This window comes from Lentzea sp. NPDC036955, from assembly GCF_055608005.1.
Window position 1 is genome coordinate 380,844 of sequence record NZ_JBVJRC010000002.1, and the last position, 15,379, is coordinate 396,222.

Annotated in this window: 16 protein-coding genes and 1 pseudogene; 6 read left to right on the forward strand and 11 right to left on the reverse strand. The window is 72.9% G+C overall.

Annotated features, from left to right (window positions below):
• Positions 1-11: 11 nt before the first annotated feature.
• From ACZ7CF_RS06875 to ACZ7CF_RS06885, 3 genes are read left to right on the forward strand one after another with little or no spacing between them, the layout of a single operon-like run.
• The gene (locus ACZ7CF_RS06875; protein WP_470369079.1) at positions 12-1,583 is read left to right on the forward strand and encodes a glucoamylase family protein; all 1,572 of its coding nucleotides are present in this window, start codon (positions 12-14) and stop codon (positions 1,581-1,583) included.
• Positions 1,584-1,597: 14 nt separating this feature from the next.
• Positions 1,598-3,436 carry a glycoside hydrolase family 3 protein gene (locus ACZ7CF_RS06880; protein WP_360384043.1) on the forward strand — a complete coding sequence of 613 codons (1,839 nt, stop codon included), beginning with the start codon at positions 1,598-1,600 and terminating at the stop codon, positions 3,434-3,436.
• A gap of 55 nt (positions 3,437-3,491) precedes the next feature.
• On the forward strand, positions 3,492-3,701 hold the full coding sequence (locus tag ACZ7CF_RS06885) for a DUF2795 domain-containing protein (RefSeq protein ID WP_360384040.1): 210 nt from the start codon (positions 3,492-3,494) through the stop codon (positions 3,699-3,701).
• 76 nt (positions 3,702-3,777) lie between these two features.
• On the opposite strand, the gene ACZ7CF_RS06890 is transcribed toward ACZ7CF_RS06885, so the two are convergent.
• A complete protein-coding gene (locus ACZ7CF_RS06890; RefSeq protein ID WP_458432491.1) occupies positions 3,778-4,314 on the reverse strand; it encodes a GNAT family N-acetyltransferase in 537 nt (178 codons plus the stop codon).
• A 149-nt stretch (positions 4,315-4,463) separates the two neighbouring features.
• Entirely contained in the window at positions 4,464-5,441 is a 978-nt protein-coding gene (locus ACZ7CF_RS06895) for a helix-turn-helix transcriptional regulator (protein WP_470369080.1), read from the reverse strand.
• A gap of 92 nt (positions 5,442-5,533) precedes the next feature.
• Here ACZ7CF_RS06895 and ACZ7CF_RS06900 point away from each other — a divergent pair, with 92 nt between their 5' ends.
• The 3 genes from ACZ7CF_RS06900 to ACZ7CF_RS06910 are packed head-to-tail and all read left to right on the forward strand — an operon-like array spanning position 5,534 to position 8,014.
• Positions 5,534-5,932, forward strand: a complete 399-nt coding sequence (locus tag ACZ7CF_RS06900) for a VOC family protein (protein WP_458432489.1) — start codon at positions 5,534-5,536, stop codon at positions 5,930-5,932.
• Positions 5,933-5,967: 35 nt separating this feature from the next.
• Positions 5,968-6,441, forward strand: coding sequence for a P-loop NTPase family protein (locus tag ACZ7CF_RS06905; RefSeq protein ID WP_470369081.1), 474 nt, complete (start codon positions 5,968-5,970; stop codon positions 6,439-6,441).
• The gene (locus ACZ7CF_RS06910; protein WP_470369082.1) at positions 6,434-8,014 is read left to right on the forward strand and encodes a hypothetical protein; all 1,581 of its coding nucleotides are present in this window, start codon (positions 6,434-6,436) and stop codon (positions 8,012-8,014) included. Before ACZ7CF_RS06905 ends, ACZ7CF_RS06910 begins: the two co-directional genes overlap by 8 nt.
• A 21-nt stretch (positions 8,015-8,035) precedes the next feature.
• Here the strand turns inward: ACZ7CF_RS06910 and ACZ7CF_RS06915 are convergent, their stop codons facing one another.
• The 9 genes and pseudogenes from ACZ7CF_RS06915 to ACZ7CF_RS06955 all read right to left on the reverse strand — a co-directional run bounded on the left by ACZ7CF_RS06915 (position 8,036) and on the right by ACZ7CF_RS06955 (position 15,254).
• Positions 8,036-8,773 carry an LLM class flavin-dependent oxidoreductase gene (locus ACZ7CF_RS06915; RefSeq protein WP_470369083.1) on the reverse strand — a complete coding sequence of 246 codons (738 nt, stop codon included), beginning with the start codon at positions 8,771-8,773 and terminating at the stop codon, positions 8,036-8,038.
• Positions 8,774-8,915: 142 nt separating this feature from the next.
• Positions 8,916-9,311, reverse strand: a pseudogene (locus ACZ7CF_RS06920) (LLM class flavin-dependent oxidoreductase); the annotation flags it as partial.
• 38 nt (positions 9,312-9,349) lie between these two features.
• The gene (locus ACZ7CF_RS06925; RefSeq protein ID WP_458432484.1) at positions 9,350-10,510 is read right to left on the reverse strand and encodes an ROK family protein; all 1,161 of its coding nucleotides are present in this window, start codon (positions 10,508-10,510) and stop codon (positions 9,350-9,352) included.
• Entirely contained in the window at positions 10,507-10,860 is a 354-nt protein-coding gene (locus ACZ7CF_RS06930; protein WP_470369084.1) for a 4Fe-4S dicluster domain-containing protein, read from the reverse strand. Before ACZ7CF_RS06930 ends, ACZ7CF_RS06925 begins: the two co-directional genes overlap by 4 nt.
• The gene (locus ACZ7CF_RS06935; RefSeq protein WP_470369085.1) at positions 10,857-12,413 is read right to left on the reverse strand and encodes an FAD-dependent oxidoreductase; all 1,557 of its coding nucleotides are present in this window, start codon (positions 12,411-12,413) and stop codon (positions 10,857-10,859) included. The genes ACZ7CF_RS06930 and ACZ7CF_RS06935 overlap by 4 nt, the downstream gene beginning before the upstream one ends.
• A gap of 9 nt (positions 12,414-12,422) precedes the next feature.
• Positions 12,423-13,274, reverse strand: a complete 852-nt coding sequence (locus ACZ7CF_RS06940) for an ABC transporter permease (RefSeq protein WP_470369086.1) — start codon at positions 13,272-13,274, stop codon at positions 12,423-12,425.
• Complete coding sequence (locus tag ACZ7CF_RS06945; RefSeq protein ID WP_360384008.1) at positions 13,271-14,092, reverse strand: ABC transporter ATP-binding protein; 822 nt, start codon at positions 14,090-14,092, stop codon at positions 13,271-13,273. The genes ACZ7CF_RS06940 and ACZ7CF_RS06945 overlap by 4 nt, the downstream gene beginning before the upstream one ends.
• The gene (locus ACZ7CF_RS06950) at positions 14,089-15,093 is read right to left on the reverse strand and encodes an ABC transporter substrate-binding protein (RefSeq protein WP_360384006.1); all 1,005 of its coding nucleotides are present in this window, start codon (positions 15,091-15,093) and stop codon (positions 14,089-14,091) included. The genes ACZ7CF_RS06945 and ACZ7CF_RS06950 overlap by 4 nt, the downstream gene beginning before the upstream one ends.
• Positions 15,094-15,170: 77 nt before the next feature.
• A complete protein-coding gene (locus ACZ7CF_RS06955) occupies positions 15,171-15,254 on the reverse strand; it encodes a putative leader peptide (RefSeq protein ID WP_360384958.1) in 84 nt (27 codons plus the stop codon).
• Positions 15,255-15,379 lie beyond the last annotated feature (125 nt).

Below are 15,379 nucleotides of genomic sequence, written 5' to 3' on the forward strand. Positions count from 1 at the left end.
CGAGGTCTCACATGACTGCAAGGATCACCCGCCGAACCGTCCTGCTGGGAACGACAGCGGCACTCGTGGTGCCCGGGGCCGCGTCCGCCGCCCGCGGGTTCGACCGGGAACGCGTTCGCGGCTGGGCCCGCGACACGTGGCGCAGCCTGGTCGCCATGACCCCGGCGAGCACCGGCCTGCCCGCCGACAACATCCCCGAGTCGCTCGCCCCGGCAGACCGGTCCGGCTACACCTCGCCGACCAACATCGGCGGCTACCTGTGGTCGACCGTCGTGGCCAGGGAGCTCGGGTTCATCTCGAAGGACGAGGCGTCCGCCCGGCTGGTCCGCACGCTCACCACCCTGGACCGGATGGAGCACCACGTCCCCAGCGGCATGTACTTCAACTGGTACGACGAGGAGACCGGGGAGGCGTTGCGCGCCTGGCCCGGCACCGGCGCCGTCGTGCACCCGTTCTGCTCCAGCGTCGACAACGGCTGGCTCGGCGCCGCCCTGCTCGTGGTGGCCGGGGCCGACCGCGCGGCGGCGGGCCTCGCACGCCGGATCTTCGCCCGGATGCGCTGGGACTCCTTCTACAACCCCGGTGACGACCCCGCGCACCCCGCGGTGCGGCCAGGCGGCCTGATCCACGGCGGGTTCTTCCCGTTCGACCACGACCGGCCCGGCGGCGTGTACCAGGGCACGCACATCGGCGGCGACCCCGTGTGGCTGACCACCCACCACTACGACACCACCGTGTCCGAAACGCGGATCACCAGCTACCTCGGCATCATCACCGGCCAGGTGCCGGCGAAGCAGTACTTCGCGATGTGGCGGACGTTCCCGGCGTCGTGCGACTGGTCGTGGCACGAGATGCAGCCGGTGGGGGAGAACCGCACCTACTACGGCATCGAGGTCTTCGAAGGCGCCTACACCTACCGCGGCATGCGGATCGTGCCCGGCTGGGGCGGCTCGATGTTCGAGGAGCTGATGCCGGACGTGTTCGTGCCCGAGGCCAGGTGGGCGCCGCGGTCGTGGGGCCGCAACCACGCGCTGCACGTGCGGGCGCAACGCGAACACGGCCTGCTGGAGGCGAAGTACGGCTTCTGGGGCTTCAGCCCGTCGAGCAACCCGGCCGGTGGTTACCGCGAGTACGGCGTGGACGCGCTCGGCATGGGACCCGGCAACGAACCGGGCAACGGCGCCAACGGCTACTTCTCCGACCAGGAGATGACGAACTACGACGCCGGCTTCGGCACGTGCCGCCCGGCCACCGCGCCCACCCCGTCCTACGGCGACGGCGTGGTCACCCCGCACGCGGCGTTCCTGGCGATGATGCACGAGCGCGACGAGGCGTACACCAACCTGCTGGGCATCGAACGGGACCTGCGCGCCTACGGCCGCGGCGGTTTCTTCGACGCCGTCGCCGTGCGGTCGGGCACCGTCGCACGGCGCTACCTGTCCCTGGACCAGGCGATGGTCATGGGTGCCATCGGCAACGTCCTGTGCCGTGACGTGGTCCGCCGCGCGTTCTCGACCCCTGCCGTCGAACGCGCGCTGCGCCCGGTGATCGGTGTCGAGGAGTTCGGCGCGAGCCGAATGTGATGGAGGTTTCTGACATGCGGCCTGTTCGGCTGACATCCGAGGACGGCGTCGAGTACCGCGACCTCAACGGCAACGGCGTCATGGACCCCTACGAGGACCCGCGCCTGCCCGTGGCCGACCGGGTCGAGGACCTGCTGGCGCGGCTGTCGCTGGAGGAGAAGGCCGGTCTGCTGTTCCACACCGTCATCGAGGCGGGTGAGGACGGCACGGTGAAGGAGGCGCCCGGCGCCATCAGCAAGTCGCCCACCAGCGTCGTGGTCACGCAGAAACACCTGTCGCACTTCAACGTTCACGCGCTGCACGACGCGCGCATGGCCGCGCGCTGGCACAACAACCTCCAGCTGATCGCGGAGAGCACCCCGCACGGCATCCCGGTGACCATCTCCACCGACCCGCGGCACGCGTTCCTGGAGAACGCCGGCGTCTCCTTCACCGCCAAGGCGTTCTCGCAGTGGCCCGAGTCGCTGGGCCTGGCCGCGCTCGGCGACCCGGCGCTCGTGGAGCGGTTCGCGGACATCGCCCGCCAGGAGTACGTCGCGGTGGGCATCCGCTGCGCCCTGCACCCGGCGATCGACCTCGCCACCGAACCCCGCTGGGCGCGGCAGGCCGGCACTTTCGGCCAGTCCTCGGCGCTGACCGCCGAGCTCGCGGTGGCGTACGTGCGCGGTTTCCAGGGGCCGTCCCTGGGAGCCGGGTCGGTCGCCTGCACCAGCAAGCACTTCCCCGGTGGCGGCCCGCAGAAGGACGGCGAGGACGCGCACTTCCCGTACGGCCGCGAGCAGGTCTACCCCGGTGGCCGCTTCGCCGACCACCTGGCCCCGTTCCGCGCGGTGGTCGAGGCGGGCACGGCGGCGGTGATGCCCTACTACGGCATGCCGGTGGGCCTGGAGGTCGACGGCGAGCCGATCGAGGCGGTCGGCTTCGGCTACAACCGCCAGGTGGTCACCGGCATGCTGCGCGGCGACCTCGGCTTCGACGGCGTGGTCCTCACCGACTGGGAGCTGGTGATGGACAACCACGTCGGCGACAAGGTCCTCCCGGCCCGCGCCTGGGGCGTCGAGCACCTCGACGCGCACGGCAGGATGGAGCTGATCCTCCACGCGGGCGCCGACCAGTTCGGCGGCGAGGAGTGCGTGGACGTGCTGCTCGACCTGGTGGCCCAGGGCCGCGTGACGCAGGCCCGTATCGACGAGTCCGCCCGCCGCCTGCTCACCGCGAAGTTCCGGCTCGGCCTCTTCGACGACCCGTTCGTGGACGAGGACCGCGCGGCCGAGGTGGTGGGACGGCAGGACTTCCGCGACGAGGGCCACGCCGCGCAGGCCCGTTCGGTCACCGTGTTGCAGAACGGTTCCTCGGCGGCGGCCCTGCCCCTGCGGCCCGGCCTGAAGCTCTACGTGGAGAACGTCTCACCCGAGGCCGCCGCCCGCCTGGGCACCGTCGTCGCCACCCCGCAGGAGGCCGACCTGGCGCTCGTGCGGCTCATGGCGCCGTTCGACCCGCGCTCGGACCTGTTCCTGGAGTCGTGGTTCCACCAGGGTTCGCTGGAGTTCCCACCGGGCCTGCCCGCACGCCTGGCCCGCATCGCCGCCGCGTGCCCGCTGGTCGTGGACGTGACCCTGGACCGCGCCGCGGTGCTCACCCCGCTGCTGCCGATCGCCTCCACCCTGGTCGTCAGCTACGGCTCCACCGATGAGGCCCTGGCCGACGCGCTGACGGGCGCGATCCCGCCGCGGGGACGGCTGCCGTTCGACCTGCCGCGGTCGATGGAGCAGGTCCGGCGGCACCCGGAGGACGTGGCGGGGTACGACGACCCGCTGTTCCCGTTCGGGCACGGCCTCCACCCGGCGGGTTAGTCCCAGGCGGTCACGGGTAGCCGGGGGCCACCACACCCCGATGCGGAGGAGAGCGATGAGCGACACGACCACGGTCGACCGGTTGCGCACGGTGCTGGCGGACGCCACCTACCCGGCCGACAAGGGCCAGCTGGTCGACCACGCCTCGCGCAACAACGCCGACGAGGACACGGTCCACGCGCTGCACGCCGTGCCGGACCAGCTGTACGGGTCGTTCGACGAGGTGCTCGACGCGGTGGCCGTGGACCAGTCCCGGGAGGCCTGACCGCTCCGCCGGGTGCTCGTTCCGCTCGGTCACCGATCGGACGGGCACCCGGCGCCGCCCTGGTGCCTCACCCGCGTCAGGGCGTCGTGCCGGACGGCCGGAAGTCGCGCGCCAGCAACCCGAACAGCAGGTCGTCCGTCCACTCGCCACCGGTCCAGGTGTGCTCGACGCGGTGGCCCTCCTGCCGGAAACCCAGCCGCAGCAACACCTTCACCGACGGCTCGTTGCGCGCGTCGGTCTCGGCGGACACGCGGTGCAGGCCGCGGTCGGTGAACAGGTGCTCCAGCATCCGGTGCACGGCCTCGGTGGCGTAACCGCGGCCCTGGTGGGCGGGAGCGAGGGTGTAGCCGATCTCGGCCTGCATGAGGTTGTCGTGCGTGTTCACGCCGACGTCGCCGATGACGGTGCCGTCGCGGTCGAGGGCGTACTGGAACCAGCCGGGTGCGGCGGGGTCGGTCATCTCGGCGATCATGCGGGTGGCGGCGTCGAGCGGGAACGGGGCGTCCCAGCCCTGGTAGCGGGCGACGTCCGGGTCTGACCGGTAAGCGGCGAGGGCGGGTGCGTCCTCGGGGCGGAACGGCCGGAGCGTGAGACGGGCGCTGGTGAGGAGCACGCGGACAGAGTAGGTGCTGCGGACGGCTCAGAGCGTCCGGTTTCACTGAGCCGGCGCGACCAGCGCTCCGGCTTCCAGCGTGCCGACCGCGTCAGTCGTTGAGTTGGCGCGACCAGCGCTCCGGCTTCCGGCGTGCCGACCGCGCGCGGCTAATCCTCCGGCCGCCGCCGCGCCGACCGCGCCAGTCGCTCAGCCAACTCCGCGACCAGCCCGCGCAGCTCGTCCGGCCGGTCGACAACGAACGGCAGGTCCAGCGCCGCCAGCACACCGGGCAGCCAGTCGAGCCGTTCCACCCGCAGCCCGACCCGCACCCACTCCCCGCCGTCCGGCTCCGGCTCCACCACCGCCACCCCGGCCGGGAGCCGCGCGCGGACCTGCTCCTCGTCGCCCCGCACCCGCAACGCCACCTCGTACCGGTGCGGTGCCGTGGCGAGTCCCGTCACCACCTGCTCCGCCGCGTCGAGCCCCTCGGGCACGGCGAACGTGCCGGGCAACGTCCGCGCGCCGCCGATGCGGTCCAGCCGGAACGTGCGGCCCTCACCGAGCGCAGGGTCCGCGGCCCGCACGTACCACCGGCCCGCGTGGTTGACCAGCCCGTACGGGTGCAGGGTGCGCTCGCTGCGCCGCCCGTCGGCGCCGGTGTACCGGATCGACACCGGCCGCCGGTGCGCCACCGCGTCCGCGAGGGTCAGCAGCACGGCGCCCTCCGGGACGGTGGCCTCCGCGCCGGGAGCGGTGAACGCGAGGGAGCCGAGCACGGCGTCGAGCCGGCGGCCGAGGTGGTCCGGGAGCACTCGGCGGATCTTCACGGCCGCCGTCTCACCGGCCGTGCCCGCCGCCGTCGTCAGGCCCGTCCGGCGGCCCGCGACCAGGCCGAGCAGCACGGCCAGGGCCTCGTCGTCGGTCAGCATCAGCGGCGGCATGCGGTAGCCGGGGGCCAGCCGGTAGCCGCCGTAGCGGCCGCGCACCGACTCGACCGGGACGTCCAGGTCGAGGAGGTGGTCGACGTAGCGCCGCACAGTGCGCTCGTTGACGCCGAGCCGGTCGGCGAGCTCGGCCACGGTCCGCACGCCGCCGGACTGCAGGAGCTCCAGCAGCGTGAGCACTCGGGCGGTGGGCCGGGTCATGGCACAAGTCTCCAGGAAATACCGGGCGGGTTCTGCCCGGTATCCGCTTTAGCGTGCGGGCACAGGTACCGACGAACAAAGGGAGAAAGCTCATGGACCTCGTCTCGATCCGCGTCATCACCGCCGACGTCGCCCGCCTCGCCGGGTTCTACGAACGCGCCACCGGCATCCGCGCCGACTGGGCCACCGAGGACTTCGCCGAGATCAGGACCGGTCGCGCGACCCTCGCGATCGGCAGCACCCGCACCGTGCCGCTGTTCGCGCCCGGTTCCGCGCGGCCCGCCGACAACCGCAGCGTCATCATCGAGTTCCTGGTCGACGACGTGGACGCCGTGCACCGGAACCTGACCGGGGTCGTGGACGAGTTCGTCACCGAGCCCACCACGATGCCCTGGGGCAACCGCGCGCTGCTGTTCCGCGACCCCGACGGCAACCTCGTCAACTTCTTCACCCCGGTGACCCCGGAGGCTGTCGCGAAGTTCGCACGCTGACGGCCCGTCTGTGATCCACTGGCAACATGGCGGCAATGGAACGCGTGGTGCTCCTGGGCCGCGGTGCAGCGGGGAAGTCGACGCTGGCGGTCGCACTGGGCAAGGCCACTGGACTGCCCGTCGTCGAGCTGGACAAGCACTTCTGGGGTCCGAAGCTCGAACCGATGACGCACGACCTGTGGGCGATCGTGCAGGGCGAGCTCGCCGAGGCGGACCGGTGGGTCATGGACGGCGACCTGGGTCCGCACGACGTGCTCGCCGTGCGGTTGCGGCGGGCCGACACGGTGGTGCTGCTCGACTTCCCGTTCTGGCGCTGTGCCTGGCGGGCGTTGCTGCGGTCGCGCGAACGGGCCGACTTCTGGGTGTGGCTGTGGTTCTGGCGGCGCCGGAGCCGGCCGTTGCTGCTGGAGGCGGTCAACGAGCACGCGCCCGGCGCGACGCTGCACGTGCTGCGCGACCCCCGTGCCACCGCCGCGTTCCTGGCGAGCGCCGGGAGTGCCGGTGGATGAGGACGAGTTCACCGTGCCACGGGTCGTGGCGGACACGCTCGCCGGCTGGGACGAGCTGCGGCGGGACGCCGGGAGGGCCGGTGACGAGCAGTTCCGGCGCTGGTACTTCGACGTCGTGTCGACCCACGGCGATCCGCACACCTTCGCGTTCCTGACGTTCGAGACGGCGGTCGAGCTCTTCGACCGGGGGCGTGCCCCCGACGCGTTCCTGTTGCTGGGCTGGCTGGCGCGGCACGTGGGACGTGCACCCGCCGGTGACACGGCGGTGCGCACGGTCATGGCGCTGACCGACACGTGCGCGGTGCGGGCGGTCGACCGGGAGTCGGCCGCGCTGGCGATCGGGGTGCTGCGCGAGGTCGTGGACGGGGTTCGCGCAGCCGGGGACGTCCAGGTGGAGGACGCGGTGTGCCGGGCGTTGTCCACCCTCGCGCACCTGAGCGGCCGGCACGTCACGTCCGGCCGGGCGGGGGTCGAGGAGGTCGCCGCCCTGTGGCGTGAGCTGGGCACCCGGTGCCGCGGCAGCGCCGACCCCGGCCTGCGCGGGTGGCGGGCGCAGGGACTGGGCAACGAGGCCCTGCTGCGGCTCCAGCTCGGGGACGAGGAGCCCGCACGCCGGCTGCTCGACCTGATCGCGGCCGAGTTCGCGGCCGACCCGCCGGGTGCGTCGGAGGACGTGGACCTGTGGCGTGTCCGGGCACGGCACGCCGCCGGGGTGCTCGACCGGTTCCACGTGGGCGAGCCCGAGTTCGAGCTGGGCCACCTCGAACGCCAGCGGTACTGGGACCGGCGGCGCCGGTCCACCCCGCGCGGGTTCGCGTCCTGGCTGCGGGCCGGCGCACCGCGCAACCACCTGCGCGAGCTGGTCCGCCAGGCCGGGGCCGTGCACCGCAGGTCCGTCGGCACGGTGCGGAGCTGGTTGTGCACCGGAGAGCCGTTCGTCCTGCTGCTGCGCAACTTCGAGCTCACCGAACGCTCCGGGACCTCGACGCTCCTGGCCGGCCCCGACGACCCGGCGGACCACGTCCAGGTGATCAGCCTCGGCGGCGGCGCCACACCCGCGCTGACCGAGCTGGCCGCCTCCGTGCCGCTCGTCCTCGTGGCCAGCACGACCGCCGGTGAGCTGGAGCTGGACCACCAGGACTGGGGCCAGTTCACCGCGCCGGTCCGGCTCTACCTGCCGCACGAGACGTGGTTCGACACCGTGTCGACGCTGATCACCGTCACCGCCCAGGTGGTCGTGTGGGCGGCGGAGCTCACGCCGGGACTGGCGCGGGAGCTGGAGCTCCTGACCGCCGAGGGGCGCGGCGAGGACACGCTGGTCGTGCTCGACCGGCTCGACGACCCGATGACGCAGGCGTTCCTGCCCAGGACCGGTGGTGAACGGCTGACGAAGGACCACCCCGCGCTCGCCCGGTTCCCCCACGTGGTCGACGCGGCGGAGCTGGGAAGCCGGGACCTGGCCGGGTGCCCACCGCTGATCGCCGTGCTCGAACGCCTCGACGCCGCCCACCGGGTGCCGCTGGACCAACGGCTCGCCGACATCGGCGCCCGGCTGGACGCACGGCGAACGTGACCGCCGCGCGTCCGTCGGCGCTCACCCGACCTCGGCGACGACCTCCGTCCCGGCGGCGTACCGGCTGACCGGCCTGGCCAGCCCGTAGTGCTCGCGCAGCGTCCGGCCGGTGTACTCGGTGCGGAACAGGCCGCGCGCCCGCAGCAGCGGCACGACGTGGTCGACGAACTCCTCCAGCCCCGACGGCAGCAGGGGCGCCATCACGTTGAACCCGTCGGCGGCCCCCGTGGTGAACCACAGCTCGACGTGGTCGGCGATCTGCTCGGGCGTGCCCGCGACGACCTGGTGGCCGCGGCCGCCGCCGAGCCGGCCGAGCAGCTGCCGCAGCGTCAGCCGTTCCCGCTCGGCCAGGTCGCGGACCAGCTCGAACCGGCTCTTGGCCCCGTTGATGCGGCTGACCGGCGGCAACGCGGGCAGCGGCGCGTCGAGCGGGTGGCCGGTGAGGTCGACGCCGATCATGTCGGTCAGCTGCCGCACCGCCCGTTCGGGGATGATCAGCTCGTCGAGCTCCGCGGCCAGGCGCCGCGCCTCGGCCTCGGTGCCGCCGAGCACGGGGACGATGCCGGGCAGCACCTTCACGCCGTCCGCCGGTCGACCGGCCGCGACCACCCGGCGCTTGAGGTCGGCGTAGAACGCGGTGGCGTCCTCGTGCGTCTGCTGGGCGGTGAACACCGCCTCCGCCCAGGCCGCCGCGAACGCCCTGCCGTCCTCGCTGGACCCGGCCTGCACCAGCAGCGGACGCCCCTGCGGGCTGCGCACCGCGGTGGCCGACCTCGTGCACCTTCGCCTCGTCGGCGTAGACGCCGGAACCGGGGTCGGCGACGACCGCGTCGTCCTCCCAGGAGTCCCACAGGGCGGTGGTCACGTCCAGGAACTCCGCTGCGCGCTCGTAGCGTTCGGCGTGCTCGGTGTTGACCTCGCGGTTGAAGTTCTGCGCCGATCGGTCCTGGGCGGTCGTGACGATGTTCCAGCCGGCCCGGCCGCCGCTGATGTGGTCGAGCGAGGAGAACAGCCGCGCGAGGTTGTAGGGCTCGCTGAACCCGGTGGACGCGGTGGCGATCAGTCCGATGTGGTCGGTCGCCTGCGCCAGCGCGGTGAGCAGGGTGAGCGGTTCGAAGTGACCGGCGGCGGTGTGCGTGACGTCGCCCCAGATCTGCACGCCGTCGGCGAGGAACACCGAGTCGAACGTGCCGCGCTCGGCGGTGCGCGCGAGGTGCTGGAAGTGCGTGACGTCGCCCAGCGCCCGCGGGTCGGTGCGCGGGTGCCGCCAGGCGGCCTCGTGGTGGCCGACGCCCATCAAGAACGCGTTGAGGTGGAGTTCGCGTGCGGACAACTTCAGACTCCCTGCCAGACTGGGTTTCGGATGTTCAAGGGGTCGGCGTAGAGGGCGTCCAGCTGCACGGCACCCGCCGCGACCGCCAGCACGTCCTCGCCGAAGCTGCTCGCCAGCACCGCGTCCGCGGACGCGCGCGACATGGCCGCGACCTCCTCGCGCAGCGCGGCGGCGCAGTCGGGCAGCCGGTTCGTGCCGATCTCGGTGACGACCAGGACCTCCGGGTCGAGGAAGTCGAACAGCACGGCCGCCGCCCTCCCGACCACGCGGGCCCGCTCGACGAGGTCCGCCCGCGCCGCGGGTGACCCGGCCACGGCGTCGTCGACCAGGTCGAAGATCGACGGCCGCCGCACCACCCCGGCCAGGCGGGCCCGCTCGGCCCAGGCGCGGTCGGACACGGTGGCCTCCAGGCACCCGCGCTTGCCGCACCCGCACCGGACGCCGGGGTCGCCCAGCGCCAGGTGCGCCACGTCCCCTGCGGCCGACCGCGGCCCGCGGTGGGTGGTGCCGGCGGTCACGATCGCCGCGTCGACGACGTTGCCGACGAACAGGTGCAGCAACGACTCGCGGCCGCGGGCGGCACCGAAGAGCTGCTCGGCCCGTGCCAGCGCCCTGGCGTGGCTGTCGACCCGCACCGGCAACCCGGTCCTCGCGGTGAGCAGCGCGGCGACCTCGACGTCGCGCCAGCCCAGCGAGGCGTGCCGGACGACCACACCGCCGGTCGGGTCGACCCAGCCGCCCGCTGCCACGCCGAGACCGATCGGGATGTGGCCGGGGAACCGGTCGGCGTGCAGCCGCAGCAGCTCGTCGGCGGCCGTCGTCAGCACCTCGTGCGGGTCGTCCGCCGCGGTGTGCGGGATCGTCCGCCGCACGAGCACCCGGCCGCGCAGGTCGACCAGCGTGATCGTGCTGAACAGGTGCGCGACGTGGACGCCGGCCACGACGTGCCGGCTCGTGTCGACGTCGACCGGTACGTGCGGCCGTCCGATGCCCCGGTACGGCACGGCCTGCGGCACCTCGGCGAGCAGCCCGAGCTCGGTCAGGGCCGCGCAGGCACGGGTCACCGCGGCCGGGCTCAGACCGGACGTGCGGGCGATGGTGCTGCGGGCGATCGGCCCGCACCGCAGCACCGTGCCGAGCACGACCGACGCGGTGCCGCTCACGAGATCAGCGGCGGGGCGGAGGGGGACAGGGCGGGGCCGACGGCGCGCGCCGCGCCCGGCGTGCGGCCGCGGCCCCACCCGATCTCCCTGCGGTAGCTGCCGAGCAGCCCGGTCCGGCGCAGGTGGTCCTCGTCGTGCGCGGGCGACCCCGGTGGCAGCGGGTGGGTCTGCGGTGCCACGAACAGCGCGTCCGCCGGGCAGTTGGCCTCGCACTGGAAGCACGTCTGGCAGTCGGACTGCCTGCTGACCACCGGCAGCCCGTCCGCACCCCGGTCGAACACGTTGGTGGGGCACACCTCGATGCACTTGTCGCAGGTGATGCACTGCGCCGCCGACACCAGCTCGATCACGCCGCCACCTCCTGCGGGCGGGCCCACACCTCGTCCAGGCCGCCGGAGGTGATCCGGTGGTGCTGGGCGGGGTCGAGGCCGGGGCGGTCGAGCCGCCTGGCCATGCCGCGGCTCTCCTCCCGCAGCAGGGCGGAGGTGTACATCCACCGCGCGTGCGCCACCATCGCCGCCGCCTGCCGGGCCCGCACGACCGCGGCACCCTCGGCCCGCAGGCCCGACCGCACCGACCGCCAGGTCTCGTCGAGCTCTCCCAGCGCCGCCCGCAGCACGTCGCCGTGGCGCAGGTAGTTCTTGTCGTAGGGCAGGACCTCGGCCTGCACCGCACGGACCACCTCCTCGACGTCGACCTCCGCGGAACGGCCGGTCGGGCGCAGGCCCGCGCCACCGGCCGCGGTGACCCGCCGGGTGCCGCGGCCGAGCGCGAGCGCGAACCGGGCGGCGGACCGGCCGGCCCACGAGCCGGACGAGATGGCCCACGCGGCGTTGTGGCTGCCACCGCCGGTGAACCCGCCGCAGATCAGCTCGCGCGTGGCGGCGTCACCGGCGGCGTACAGACCGGGAACGGTGGTGGCGCAGCCGTCGTCGACGATCCGGATGCCACCGGTGCCGCGCACGGTGCCCTCGGCCAGCAGCGTCACGGCGAACGGCTCGGTGAACGGGTCGACGCCCAGCCGGTCGAACGTGAGGAAGAAGTTGGGCTGCGCCAGCCGCATCGCCCTGCGCGCCGCGTCGTCGGCCAGGTCCAGCTTGCAGAACACCTTCTCCGACAACAGGGTCCTCGCGATCACCGATCGCCCGCGCTGGCTGCCCGCGCCCTCCAGCACCTCGCCGTCGGCGCGGTAGAAGGTGGCGTAGTTGTAGAACGCGGTCTTCGTGACGGACGTGTGCTCCGGGGCGATGCCGTAGGCGTTGGAGAACTCCATGCCGGACAGCTCGGCGCCGGCCTCCACCGCGAGCAACGCCCCGTCGCCGGTGTTCACGTCGCACCCGAACGCCTTGCTCAGGAACGCGCACCCGCCCGTGGCGACGACCACCGCGCCCGCGCGCACCTCGAACGGCCGACCGGCCTGCCGCCGGTACCCGGCAGCGCCCGCGACCGCGCCGTCGTCGGCGGTGAGCAGCTCGGTGACCGGGCTGTGGTCCAGGACGACGACCCCGGCGCGTTTGACCCGGATCCGCTGGCGCCGCATGTACTCCGGCCCCTGCAGGCCGTTGCGCAGCGGTGTGCCGTCCGGTCCGGTGGGGAACGGGTAGCGCCCGGCATCGGCCAGCTCGTTGACCCGCTCGTAGGTCTCGTCGAGCACGCGGGCCATCCACCGGCGGTCGGCGAGGTACCCGCCGAGCGCCTCACGGCTGGCCATGGCCGCCTCACGGGCCTTCTCCTCCGGCGGCACGTACCAGACACCGGTGCCGACGGACGCGGTCGCGCCGCTCGTCCCGCAGTACCCCTTGTCCGCCAGCACGACCGAGGCACCCTGCTCGGCGGCCTTGAGCGCGGCCCACGTGGCGGCCGGACCGCCACCCACCACCAGCACGTCAGCTGTGAGCGTCATGACCCCTCCTCAGGCTCCGACCGGGACGCGCCACGAGGTGAACCGGCGCTCCAGAGCGACCAGCACCTGGTTGAACAGCACGCCGATGGCGGACAGGGTGATGATCCCGGCGTACATCTGCGGGATCGCGAAGTTGAACTGCGAGGCGTTGATCAGGTACCCGAGACCGGCCTTGGCGCCGACCATCTCCGCGGCCACCAGCACGAGGATCGACAACGCGCCGGCGAGCCGGACGCCGGTGAACACCGTGGGCACCGCCGAGGGCAGGATCACCTTCTGGAACAACCGGAAGCCGTCCAGGTCCATCGACCGCGCGAGCCGCAGCAGCGTCGGGTCCACCGCGCGCACGGCGCTGATCGTGTTGAGCAGGACCGGCCAGGTGCAGGCGTAGCAGACGATCGCGATCTTCGACGTCTCACCGATGCCCAGCAGCAGCACGAACACCGGCAGCAACGCGAGCGCGGCGGTGTTGCGGAAGACCTCCAGCAGCGGGCTGAGCAGGTTCGCGACCGGCTTGTACCAGCCGATCAGCAGCCCGAGCGGGACCGCGACCGCGACCGCGAGCCCGAAGCCGGACAGCGACCGCACCAGGCTCGCCTGCGTGTTGTCGAGCAGCTTCCCGCTCACCGCGAGGTCCCACCACGACTCCAGGACCGTCGAGAACGGCGGCAGGAACGTGGAGTCCACCAGGCCGAACCGGGGCGCAATCTCCCAGACGGCCAGCACGACCGCGATGGCCACGACCTTGCCCACGGCGGTCAGCAGCGCGTCGGCCAGCCGGGCCACCGCCCCGCGTGGCCGCGCCGGTGCCGGCGGGGCGTGGTCCTCGGTCCGTGACGGGGTTTCCAGCAGCGCGGTCATGCGCCCACCACCTCCTTCTCCTGTTGCTGGGCACGGGACACCTCGTCGTGCAGGAGGTCCCAGATGCGGTGCCGGCAGCGCGCGAACTCGGGGCTCGAGCGCAGGTCGTCCTGCCGGGTCCGGTCACCGAGGTCGATCGGCACGACCTCCTTCACCCGGCCCGGCCGCGAGGTCAGCACGACCACCCGCTGACCGAGGTGGACCGCCTCGTCGATGGAGTGCGTGATGAACACGACGGTCTTGCCGGTGCGCTGCCAGATCCGCAGCAGCTCGTCCTGCAACGACTCGCGGGTCTGCGCGTCGAGCGCGGCGAACGGCTCGTCCATCAGCAGCACCTGCGGGTCGTAGGCGAGGCTGCGGGCGATGGCGACCCGTTGCCGCATGCCGCCGGACAGCTGGTGCGGGTGCCGGTCCTCGAACCCGGTCAGCCCGACCAGGTCGAGGAACTCGCGGGCCCGCCCTGCGCGCTGCCTGCGCGGCACCCCGGTCGCCTCCAGCCCGAACTCGACGTTGCCCTGAGCGGTGCGCCACGGCAGCAGCGCGTACTGCTGGAACACGATGCCGCGGTCGAGGCCGGGACCGGTGATCGGGCGGCCGTCGAGCAGGATCTCGCCCTCGCTCGGTTCGGTGAGTCCGCCGAGCAGGTCAAGGAGCGTGGACTTGCCGCACCCGCTGGGGCCGACGAGGACGACGAACTCGCCCCGTTCGACGTCGAGGTCGATCCGGTCGACGGCGGTGAACCCGGTGCGCTGCCGGGAACCGCGGACCTTGACGTCGAACCGCTTGGTGACGCCGCGGAAGGCGATGTGCGCGCTCATCGGGCCAGCTCGTTGAACTCGTTGGTGTACAGGTCGGTGAGCCGCACCTGGTCCCGGGTGATCTCCCCGCGCTCGGCGAGCCAGTCGACCCAGATGGACAGCTCCCGGTCGAGGATCTTGCCGCCCTTCTCGGCGACCCCCGTGGACTTCCAGTACCTGAGCGCCGCAGGGTCCTCGTTGCGCCCGCGCCGGGTGAGGACCTCGACCTTGCGCGCCACCACCTCCTCGCGCGGGGTGGTGCGGCTCCACTCGATCGCCTTCGCGATGCCGCTCGTGAACGTCCGGACCGTGCCGGGGTTGTCGCGCAGGAACTTCTCGGTGAAGACGTACGTGCCGGCGGTGAACGGGCCCAGCAGGTCGAAGTCGGAGAACAGCTTGCGCACACCGCCCTTCTCCAGCGCCTTGTCGCGCAGGATGCCGCCGAGCACACCGACCTCGATCTGCTTCTGCCGCACCGACTGCTCGGTGTTGACCGGGGGCACGACGATCGGCTCGACCTTCTTGACCTCGTCCTGGCTCAGGCCTGCCCGCTTGAGGTAGATGCCGAGCATGGCCTCGTGGTGCGCGCCGAGGGTGTTCATGCCGACCTTCTTGCCGAGCAGGTCGCGGGCCGTGCGGACCGGGCTGTCGTCGAGCACGTAGAAGCCGCTGTAGGCGTTCTCGTCGGCGCCGTAGTAGCCGATCACGGACCGGATCGGCGCTCCGGCGGCCTTGAGCTTGACCACGGCGCCGTTGAACGCGCCGCCGAAGTCGACCTGCCCGGTGGCGGCGGACTGGATGTCCTGCGGGCCGCTGATCGTGTTGCCGACCCACTCGAGCTTCACGTCGCCGAGGTAGCCCAGCTCCGCTGCCAGCTCCGGCAGCGTCACGTCGCCCGCCCAGCCCTGGTAGCGCAGCGTCTTGGTCTCGACGCCGGCACCGGCGGCGGTGGAGCAGCCGACGGTCGCCGCTGTCAGTCCGAGCAGGGAAAGGCCGAGGAAGTTCCGTCGCGTGGTGGTCACGGCAGGTCCTTTGTCGAAGGGAAATCGGGCACGCTGAAGAACGGGACGAACGGTCCCGGTGGAAATGCGGAGCGGATTCAGCGACCGGCGCGACAGAAGGCGCTGGCGTGCCGTCGGAGGTCGACGTGCCGGCGCGAGGTGAGAGAGGCGGCTTGGCTCACGGAGCGAGCGTCACACCCGGATCGGACGGGGTCAACGGCCGGACCGCACGTCCCACATCATGGAGCCGGGCTGGACGGTCCCACCTATTTTTCACGCTGGAAGGAACTCGGCCGGTCAATCCCTT

Excerpts from the sequence above, each read along its gene's own strand:
- ACZ7CF_RS06875 (WP_470369079.1), top strand. The coding sequence starts at position 12 with ATGACTGCAAGGATCACCCGCCGAACCGTCCTGCTGGGAACGACAGCG.
- ACZ7CF_RS06880 (WP_360384043.1), top strand. The coding sequence starts at position 1,598 with ATGCGGCCTGTTCGGCTGACATCCGAGGACGGCGTCGAGTACCGCGAC.
- ACZ7CF_RS06885 (WP_360384040.1), top strand. The coding sequence starts at position 3,492 with ATGAGCGACACGACCACGGTCGACCGGTTGCGCACGGTGCTGGCGGAC.
- ACZ7CF_RS06895 (WP_470369080.1), bottom strand. The coding sequence starts at position 5,441 with ATGACCCGGCCCACCGCCCGAGTGCTCACGCTGCTGGAGCTCCTGCAG.
- ACZ7CF_RS06900 (WP_458432489.1), top strand. The coding sequence starts at position 5,534 with ATGGACCTCGTCTCGATCCGCGTCATCACCGCCGACGTCGCCCGCCTC.
- ACZ7CF_RS06905 (WP_470369081.1), top strand. The coding sequence starts at position 5,968 with ATGGAACGCGTGGTGCTCCTGGGCCGCGGTGCAGCGGGGAAGTCGACG.
- ACZ7CF_RS06935 (WP_470369085.1), bottom strand. The coding sequence starts at position 12,413 with ATGACGCTCACAGCTGACGTGCTGGTGGTGGGTGGCGGTCCGGCCGCC.
- ACZ7CF_RS06940 (WP_470369086.1), bottom strand. The coding sequence starts at position 13,274 with ATGACCGCGCTGCTGGAAACCCCGTCACGGACCGAGGACCACGCCCCG.
- ACZ7CF_RS06945 (WP_360384008.1), bottom strand. The coding sequence starts at position 14,092 with ATGAGCGCGCACATCGCCTTCCGCGGCGTCACCAAGCGGTTCGACGTC.